The organism is Mycoplasmopsis alligatoris A21JP2, from assembly GCF_000178375.1.
GTDB lineage: Bacteria > Bacillota_I > Bacilli_A > Mycoplasmatales > Metamycoplasmataceae > Mycoplasmopsis > Mycoplasmopsis alligatoris.
The window spans coordinates 1-9,919 of the sequence record NZ_ADNC01000005.1 but is presented as its reverse complement, the minus strand read 5'-3'; the positions used below and the strand labels follow the sequence as shown (position 1 = coordinate 9,919).

9 protein-coding genes are annotated in these 9,919 nt (G+C 25.4%); 5 read left to right on the top strand and 4 right to left on the bottom strand.

Features of this window, described 5'->3' with window-relative positions; genetic code table 4:
* The 4 genes from deoC to MALL_RS00685 all read left to right on the top strand — a co-directional run.
* Positions 1-597, top strand: a 597-nt coding sequence (gene deoC / locus MALL_RS00700; RefSeq protein WP_040545447.1) for a deoxyribose-phosphate aldolase, incomplete at its 5' end; no start/stop codon positions are given.
* Between the two features lie 42 nt (positions 598-639).
* A complete protein-coding gene (locus tag MALL_RS00695) occupies positions 640-1,278 on the top strand; it encodes a hypothetical protein (RefSeq protein ID WP_005683226.1) in 639 nt (212 codons plus the stop codon).
* Positions 1,279-1,291: 13 nt separating this feature from the next.
* Entirely contained in the window at positions 1,292-2,122 is an 831-nt protein-coding gene (locus tag MALL_RS00690) for an MAGa7180 family putative nuclease (RefSeq protein WP_005683222.1), read from the top strand.
* On the top strand, positions 2,109-4,397 hold the full coding sequence (locus MALL_RS00685) for a UU173 family protein (protein WP_005683224.1): 2,289 nt from the start codon (positions 2,109-2,111) through the stop codon (positions 4,395-4,397). Before MALL_RS00690 ends, MALL_RS00685 begins: the two co-directional genes overlap by 14 nt.
* Positions 4,398-4,462: 65 nt before the next feature.
* Here the strand turns inward: MALL_RS00685 and rpsT are convergent, their stop codons facing one another.
* Positions 4,463-4,729 (bottom strand): 30S ribosomal protein S20, encoded by a 267-nt coding sequence (gene rpsT, locus MALL_RS00680; protein ID WP_005683225.1) that lies wholly within the window; start codon positions 4,727-4,729, stop codon positions 4,463-4,465.
* 148 nt (positions 4,730-4,877) lie between these two features.
* On the opposite strand from rpsT, the gene MALL_RS00675 reads away from it, so the two are divergent.
* Positions 4,878-5,561: a PQ-loop domain-containing transporter gene (locus MALL_RS00675; protein WP_005683231.1), complete on the top strand. Its 684-nt coding sequence runs from the start codon at positions 4,878-4,880 to the stop codon at positions 5,559-5,561.
* A gap of 18 nt (positions 5,562-5,579) precedes the next feature.
* On the opposite strand, the gene MALL_RS00670 is transcribed toward MALL_RS00675, so the two are convergent.
* From MALL_RS00670 to MALL_RS04480, 3 genes are all read right to left on the bottom strand, one after another.
* A complete protein-coding gene (locus MALL_RS00670) occupies positions 5,580-7,307 on the bottom strand; it encodes a hypothetical protein (RefSeq protein ID WP_005683230.1) in 1,728 nt (575 codons plus the stop codon).
* A gap of 11 nt (positions 7,308-7,318) precedes the next feature.
* A complete protein-coding gene (locus tag MALL_RS00665) occupies positions 7,319-9,211 on the bottom strand; it encodes a type 2 periplasmic-binding domain-containing protein (protein WP_005683229.1) in 1,893 nt (630 codons plus the stop codon).
* Positions 9,204-9,919: ABC transporter permease (locus MALL_RS04480; protein WP_005683227.1), on the bottom strand; the 716-nt coding region annotated here is incomplete at its 5' end. The genes MALL_RS00665 and MALL_RS04480, both read right to left, overlap by 8 nt.

Genomic DNA, 9,919 nt, shown 5'->3' with positions numbered 1-9,919 from the left:
AAATTAATTAAAGAAGCTATTCAATACGACTTTAAAACAATTTGTGTTAATTCTTCATGAGTTAAATACTGTAAGGAAAAATTAAACAAAACTAATGTTGAAATTACTTCGGTAGTAGGATTTCCATTAGGCTCAATGATTAGTCAAGCAAAAGCACAAGAAGCTAAATTAGCTATAGATCATGGAGCAAATGAAATTGACATGGTTATAAACATTGGACGTTTTAAACAAGGCGATGATGAATATGTTTTAAATGATATTAAAGCTGTAAAAGCTGCTTGTGGAACACATGTTTTAAAAGTTATTATTGAAACTGCACTTTTAACAAATGATGAAATTAAAAGAGCAACTGAAATAGTTATGAAATCTGGAGCTGAATTTATCAAAACTTCAACTGGTTTTTCATACAGAGGAGCTTCACTTGATGATATTAAAACAATGAAAAGTGTTTGCGGAGATAAATTATTAATCAAAGCTGCTGGAGGTATTGCTAACAAAGACGATTTAATTGCAATGTATGAAGCGGGTGCAACAAGATTTGGAACAAGTCGTTCAATAGCAATTTTAGAAGGTAAAGAATCTAAAGGTGGCTACTAAACTTAAACGCATTTTGCGTTTTTGTTTTTATAGAGAGGAAGTATGAATAGGCATAATATAGTTTTAATAAATGGTAAACGTAGAAGTGGCAAAGGCCTTTTAAGTTTAGAAATAATCAAGCAATGTAATAAAAAATATGATCAAATTCACTTATTTTCATTTGCAGGAAGTATTAAAGAAATTATGGAACCAGTTTTAAAAGAAATTGAATGAGATCAAAAAAATAAAGAAGTAGTTCGCCCACTTTGAATTGCACTGGGAGATGTAGGAAGAAAAATAAATATAGATATTTGAACCGAACGTATTTTTAAAAAAATATTAAACCTAGCAAAAGAAGCTGCTAAACAAAATCAAAATTCATTATTTATAATTGATGACTTGCGTTTACCTAATGAATTAGAATTTTTTAAGGCTAATTTCAAGGAATTTATTAATAATTTTGACTTAGAAAAAAATCTAATTAATTTGTGTGCAATAAGAATTGAAAAATATATTGATGCTACAAAATTTGTTCCAGGTATTGATGATAATTCAACTGAAACTGCTTTTGATAAGCTCGTTAATATTTGTTTTGATTATATTATTCCTCAAAATATTTTAATTAATGAAGATGGGATACCTAAATTTGAAAATGTATCAATAATGGCTGAAACTGTAATAAGAAATTACTTAATTAAGTAGAAGAAAGGCTTATATGGCAAAAAGAAAATTTTATAATAATCGTGAATATTATGTAAACGAACAAGATAATACTGTTGTTCTAAGTAAAGAATTTCACAACAAACTTTTAAGTAACGATAAGTGAAATAAGTTTAAAAAACTAGGAGGTAGCTCAGTTCCTGATGTTTTAGAAACTGATAGATTTAAGTCACAATTTAGTGCCTTCTGTCATATAAGCCGAATAAAAATGAATGTTCTTCAAAAAAAATATATAAATGCTGGTTCATTAATAGAACCTATAGTTTTTAATGCTCTTAGAAGTAAATTTCCTAATTTAGAAATTTTAAATTATCGTGCTGAAGATTACGATTATGATTTTTTTAAAGATAAGGACGATATTTTAAGTGGGGTTCCTGATGGCTTTATTCCTTCACAAAATTTAATATTAGAAATAAAAACAGTTGGTGAAGCAAAATATGATGCATGAGAAAAAGAAGTACCAATAGCTTACAAAAAACAAGCACAACTTTATGCATATTTAATGGGTGTAGATAAATATTCTATTGTAGCAACTTTTTTACGAGATGACGAAGGTGATTATTTAAATCCTGAAAAGTATCCAATTGATAATAGAATAGTTAAAAACTATACTTTTAAAATTAACGAAAACGAAACAAAAGATGACATTGAAAAAATAAAAGCATGATATAAAAAATATACCGCTTTAGGAATTTCTCCACAATATAACTTGAGTACAGATTCTGATTTAGTTGAATATTTAAAATGCAGCAATGAAACCGAATGAGAACTACTTTTAGAAAAATGAAAAAAACTAGGAAAGGCGGATTTAGATGTCCAACCATAAAAGGATTATTTTTACATATGCTACTTACACAAAAACTTATTGAGAAATTCCATATTTGCCTTGATTTAAGGACACTAAGGAAGATATTGAAAAATTAATTTCTAGTTATTATACAGACTTTGTCGCAAAAGAAGATGACGATGATGATGACGATGAAGAAGAAGATCAAGAAGAACAAAGAAAAATGTGAGATTTGGACTTTCTTGATTCATTTAATTTAAGCGAAGAAAGCAATCAAGTTGAAGCAAAATTATATCAAGAGTATTTTGACCAGTCAATTGAATATTATTCAAACCTTTATAAAATAGATAAAACGCGTATTAAATATATTTCATTAAAAAACAAATTAGATGATAAGCATCTTCAAACTATGGAATTAATGAAAGATAAAAACGTTGATCTTATTATTAATCCTTCATTTATTAATATTATAGAAGCAAACGAAAAAGAAATTGTTGCAAATGCTTCATTTCCTATTTATGACAAAATAAGAAATAAAATAGTGATGCTTTGTTATTCATCACACGTAAGATTTACATATGCTTTTAGAGCTAAATTTTTCTATGATTTATTAAAAGATTTAGAAATAAATGTTAAAGAAATTTCTGTTTTACTTTCTAATTCTGCACCTAGTTCAAAAATTTTTAAAGGTAAAGTAACGTTTGTAGAATCATTTGCTTTTAGAAATGCATTAAGTGTACGAAACGAAAAAGTAGATAAAGAATTTGCATTCTTACATAATTCAGGTCTTGTATATTGTGATCAAAAATATAATTCTCAACCTATAACATTTATGACTTATTGTAAGTATAATGCGCTTGAATTAGGATACACACATAAATCAAAAAAGGATGAAATTACAAAAAAAATTTTAATTTCTGAATGACCACAATTGTTTGATTCAAACAACAAAAAAAGTTTAATTATTAACTTTAAAGACTATAAAGAGGAAATAAAATTTCATTCAAAATATTATTTTGAACAATATACAAAAAAAGAAGCAGAAATTTTAAAAAATCTTTTAGATGAATATGAAATTAAATCCGAAACCTCAAATAAAATTGGAAGTTCTTATAAATTTTGTGAGAAAAAATATTTAATTGATTCAATTATAAAAAAAACATTATTTACTTTAATTTTTTCTGATATTTACGGAAATGCAAGCAATAATTTATTTCGTCAAGGAATTGAAAAAGATATTAGAAGTCAATATGAATCTATTAATAATACAATTATTGCAAACAAAGATTTTGTAAATTTATCAAATGATATATTTTCAAAATCAAAAAATTTTATTAGTGTTAATGCATTGAATATTATAAAAAATATTTTTGTAAAAGACAAAAGAATCGTTTGATATGACTACGAAGGTTTTTCAACTCCAATTCCTCCGATGGATAATGTAGCGCCACATAGACAAATAGTTAGCCAGGTTTCTATTATAGAAACAAAAAACGGTGATTTTTTAAATAAATTAAATATAGTTATAGATCCGTTAAAAGAACTTACTCTAGCTAATTTAGCAAAAGTTCTGGTTGCGATTTATTCTAATAAAGCAGATCATTTTGTTGTTTTTAATAAAACGTACGAAAATAAAAGAAATGAAGAAATTTTAGAATTAATTAAGAAAAATTATTTATCAGAAAATAAAGATCCAGAACTTTTACAATATTTAGAATCTATAGGAGGATTTGAGCAATTATCATTTATAACTGATTATATAAACAGAAATGTTATTGATATTAACGAGTGTTTTAAAATTTCAAGTAATTTAGAGAATGTAAACGAAAACTTAAACTGATCAACCTTTTTTGAGTTTGTTGATTCTAAAGTTGTTCATGATTGTTCAAGAGAATTCAAAAAAGGTGATTTTATGAAGTCACAGCATATTTTCTTAAAAGAACTGAATTACAAGCACAGTATTAAGCTAATAGAAAAGATTATTACAAAATTCAATCTAGACTTAAAAGTAAAGATTCATCCTTATTCTTCATTAGAAGTTAAAAATGGATTAATGGCTATGGAAAACGCTATTTTAAGATATGCAGGTGTAATCGGTGATAGTGTATGAAAAGTAAGAACTGAAGAATTAAAAAAATATTGTGAAAATGACGTTAGAGCCATGATAATGGTTTATGAATTTATTCTTTATTTATTTAGAAAAAATGGTTACGATGTAGATCAATTTGAATATAAAATTGACAAAAATTTTGGCGATTTTACCTTTGTTATAGATGAAAACAAAAAATTAAGCATAAAAAAAACACAAGCATAAATTGTGTTTTTTGTGTGCACTTATTTGTTTTGATAAAAAAAGCACAATTTTGCGCTTTATATAGTTTAGTTACTTTTTGATTTGTTAACAAAAGTTGCTAAACGAGATTGTTTTCTTGCACCCTTGTTTGGATGGAAAACACCTTTTTGTACAGCTCAAGCAATTTTTGAACTAGCTTTTGCAACTAATTCGTTTGCTTTTTCATCGTTAGATAAAACAGCTTCTCTGGCTTTTCTTATTGCTTTTTTAACTTGAGATTTAATAGCGTTATTTCTAACTCTAGCTTCTTCCATTTTAGCAATACTTCTTATCTTAGATTTAATATTTGCCATATTAACCCCCTTTTTCTATTTTGTAGCTTTAAGCTACTTGAAAAATCTTTTAAATTATACCATTTAGTTACTAAAGTAACAATAAATATTTTTTAGTTTTTTTAAAGTAATTTTTAATATATTTTTACTTAAGTTTTATAATAAAAAAATGTTAAATATATCAATTGAAATTGTTTCTTGAATAGCAACAATTCTAACTATTATTTTAAGTATACCTCAGTTAATAAGAGTTATAAAAGATAAAGAAACTAAAAACATTAGTTTTATTTCGTTTTGATTTTATCGTTTAGGGATGCTAACTTGAGCAATTTATGCAGGCTTATCAAACTCACTAGATCCATATGGTTTAAAAATAATTATGATTTCTTCCTGTTTATCAATTACATTGAATAATGTGTTAATGTTTTATTTATACTTTTATAAAAAAACATTTTCACTAAAAATCAAATTGATAGGGTATGTATTTATATTATTAACTTGATTATTTTTAATAGCAATTTTAATAGTTTGATTAATTGTTCCAGATTTTAGAATAGCGCCTAGTCAAACACTGATTTTTTCTTTAATTGCCCCTGCCATAATTACTTTTGCATTTTTACCGCAATTAATTAGATCACTAAAAACTAAATCATGAGCTGGATTTTCTTTGGTTATGACTATTTTATTTTTAGTTACAAATTTGCTGTGATCAACTTTTTGAGTTTTACAAATAGCAGATAGAATTAATAAAAATATTTTTTACTGAGACATAATAGTTGCTTTAGTATGACAAATTATTTCTATAGCAATTTATACTATTCAAATTATAAAAATTTCTGAATGAAAAGACTAGCGCACTAGTCTTTTTTCATTAGTTTTTAGTTTGTCTATAATAATAGTTATTAATTAATGAAAGCAATTCATCATCAACAGGTTTAATAGCTTCATGAGTGAAGTTTTTGTGTTCCAGATCTTTTTTAAGATCGATTTCATAAATCGATAAAGCTATTTCATCTAACAGACCTTCTTCATCTATAAAATAGTTGTTTTTGACAAATTCATACTCTAAATAATTAGTTGGAGTATAGTTAATAAAGTCAAAATTTTCGTAATTTGAATACTCATCAAATAGATCTGCTGAATTATCAGTAATATTTTGATATGAAAGTTTAATTGCTAATTTTTCTTGATCAAGTTCAAAAACTTTTTGTAATTCTGCACTTATTTCAGGATTATTTTTTAAGAACTTTTCAGTTCAAGGATTTGTAATTGAATTAACTTGATAATCTTTTTCTAATGATTTGTTTAATTTTTCAAATCAAGTATCAGTTTTAGTAGAATCAGCTTTTAAAATTTCGTTTTTAAGAAAGTCTTTATATATATTTAACTGTCCTAACTTTAGTAACTCTTCAATACTTTTTTCTGGATTTGCATTAGCAAGATTTGCTAATGATCCGTTGCGACGATAAATTCCTTCATTTAAAGTTGAATAAACTAAATCTTCAACATCATTTGAAATATTATCAACAACAACTAAACCATCTACTAATAATAAATTTTTTGATGGCTTAACATGTTTTAGTGTTCCTTGAGGAACATTTTCATAATTATCTTCTGAATAATAAGCATCCAGTGCATCACCAGCATACATAATTGCTACTTGTGCATCAGGTTTAGAAGGATCTAAAATTGTGTTTAACATTTCTAAACCATCACCTTTAAATGTTATGTGATTACTATCTTTTACATTGTAAGTTGTACTATCTTTGATTAAATCTGTAAAATTATTTACCAATCTTTCATAAGTAGAATTTGTAACTAACCCAGTAAATTCACTATCTGTTCTTTGATTATTGTTTAAATTTAATTCATAACCTGATCCATAAAGCATATTATCTCTAAGTGCATCGGTCATGTAAAAATGTTCATATCCACTGTTTTTTAATGTGTTTAAGATATTAAACATACTTAGTTCATCTTTGATGCCTTGAACATGGTTAATTTTTGATAAATTATCCTTTAACATTTTTTCGGTTACTTCAAAACCTTTAATAGGATGCTTATCACTGTTATATGCTATAACTGCATCTTGAGTGTAATAAGGAACAAAATATTTTCATAAGTGTGTATTAATAACGTTTCCAAAAACGTCTGTTTTTAAGTATTCATCGTAACTTTTTAAATGTCTTCAAATAATTGGTGAATAAGTTTTTTCTAAAACTTTAGCTAAATGCTCATCACTTTTTATTTCAAAATCTAAGTTCAAAAACTTTTCAAAATTTATTGGTTTTAATAAATTTTTTCTAATTAAAGTTACAGCTTGGAAATCACTTCCTATACCTGCAACCGCACGATTGTTAACAAGAGCTTGTGTAAATTCATTTATTTCTAAAAATTGCTTATACTCAAAGTTTTTGGACAACTTAGTTATATTATCTTTTGACATATATGATTTGTAGTTGTAAAAACTTGGTTTATAATTGTTTGCAACTTTAAAACCTAGAGCTGCAAATAACAAAGAAATTAAAGTTACTATACTCATGCAAAAAGCAAGTATTCTTAAATTAACTTTGTTTTTAAATCGGGGATTTTTTTTCATTTTTTCCTTTGTTATGATTTTGTTTTTTCATAGTAATAAAAACTCATGTTGCTAAATAAATTATCACTGACAGGTTTTAAACCAACGTGAACTGAGTTTTTATCTCTATCACTTATTTTGTAAATATCAAGTGCAATTTCGTCGACAGTACCATCATCATTATAAAAATAATTACGTGCAATGAAGTTATAATCAACACTTGTTACAGGTACATAATTAATAAAGTCAAAATTATTAATTGTTAAATATTCATGATCAAATAATTGCTCTTTTCATTCTTTATATTCTTCATCATAATATGGCATTTTACTTCATGCAATATTATTTGTTATATTTTGAGTAATTTCTTTAATTGCTTTTTCTATAGGTAAATTAGGCAATTGATCGTTTTCTTTTAAAGTGTTTTTAAAATATATATAAAAAAGTGCTTGATCGATGTTTAAATTGTTTTTTATTATTATTTTTTTATCTTTTAGATCATTAAATAATGCTGTGATCTTAATTTTATTTTGTTTAAAAATATCTAATAAATACTCGTTAATTAAATCTGCATCTTGATTAACCAATTGTGTTTTTAAATCACGATTTTTATCAATACTTTTTAACATCTTGTCTAAAAATAAATTAATTTTTTCTAAACTAAATTCAAATTCATTGTCCTCAAAAAGATCTTTTAATTCATTATTTTTAAAATCTAAATAATATTTATCAAGAGTTTTTTGAACGGCTTGATCAATACTTAAATTTTGTTCAATTGCAAATTTATAAGGAAGTCCAATATTTTTATAAATATTTTCTGAAAGAGAAGATGAGTATTTATTTATGTTATCTTGACTATTGTATTTTGAAATAACAAGTCCATCAAGCATTAAAATATTTTTCGAAGGTCTTACTGCTCTTATAGCAGTTCCTTTTTCTATATTTTCAAAATTATCTTCTGAAAAGTGCCCATCTAAACCATCACCACTATATAAAATAGCAACATTAGTTTTAGTTTCTGGATTGATTAAATCGTTTAATAATTCTAAACCATCACCTTTAAAATTAATGTGATTGGTATCTTTGATGTTGTAGCCTGTTCCATATTGTATTAAATCAACAAAATTGTTTATTAAATTTTTATAGGTGTCTTCGAATACATTTCCAGTAAATTGATCTGCTTCTCTTTGAGCTGTATTTAAGTTTAAATCATATGCAGAACCATACATCATGTTATCACGCATAGCATCGGTTATAACTCAATTGTTATAATTATTTTTTTGCAGTATTTTCATAATGTTGATCATTGAATAATGGTCATTATTGTTATCAAAAAGTGCTTTAGTAAAGTCTATTTTGGAATGATTATCCTTGTCTAGATATTCTTGCTTTGGTTGATTTTTTAAAATATTGTAAGCAATAATAACATCTTGTGAATAGTATGGCATAAAATATTGTCATAAATACCTTGGTTCATGATATAAATTACCATAAAAATCTGTTTCTAAATCTTTATTGTAACTATTTAAATGTTCTCAAACATCAGGTCTTAAAATTGTTTTTAAGGCTTTACCATAGTCCTTTTGGTCTAAGTCTGGAATGTTTAATAATTTAGAATAATTAATCTTGGCTAATTCATCTTTTTTAATAAGTTGAACTGCTTGAAAGTCACTTCCAATTCCAGCAACTGCTCTGTGATTAACTAAAGCGGTTGTAAATTCATTTATTTCTGAAAATTGTTTATATTCAAAAGTTTTTGATACTTCTTGAATATTTGTTTTTGACATATATGATTTATAATTGTAAAAAGCAGGTTTAAATGTGTTTTTAGTTTTAAAGCCAATAGCAATAGCAACAGCGCTAAATAGTGCTAAAAGGCTTATTAGTGGGACAAAAAGTTTTTTTCAAAAAGACTTTTTATTCATTTTTTATCATAATCTCCATTGTATCAGGATTTATGTTTTCAATTGGTTTTGTAATGTTTCTAGATGTTTGTATTTTTTTAGATTTAACTTTTTTATTTGATTTAGCTTTAAATAAAACGTAAACAATGTTTCCAATTAATGTAAAAAGTAAAAGAATTGCGCCAATTACAAGTGCTCATGGTTCAAAAGCTCCTTCATAAAGTTTAAGTCCTAATGTTGAAGTATTTGATACTGTTCTAGTGATAATAAAATCGTCAAAACTTAAAAATGATGAAACTAAAGCAACCATAATTATTGAAGGCATCATATAAATAAAATATGTTTTGAATCATGATTTAATTTTTGAATAACCTAAATCTTGACTAGCTTCATATAAATTAAAACTGAATTTTTCGCTACGTGGATACATTAATGAAATTCCATAAGGAAGTGTCATAACTGTGTGTCCAATTATTGCTCTTCATAATCCTTCACTATCTGAAGCAATAACTCCAAAAAATAAAGCAAAAACTAAAACAAGACCAATAGCTGTAATGTTATCTGGATTAATTAAAGGTATGTTTGCAGTCCCTGTTACAGTTCCTTTAATTAGTTTATTTTTTTGTCTATATAAGGCAAAAACAGTAACTAGTGAAAGTGAAATAACTAAAAATGACACTATTACTGCAATTATTATTGAGTTAACTAAAGCAATGTCACGTCCTTGAT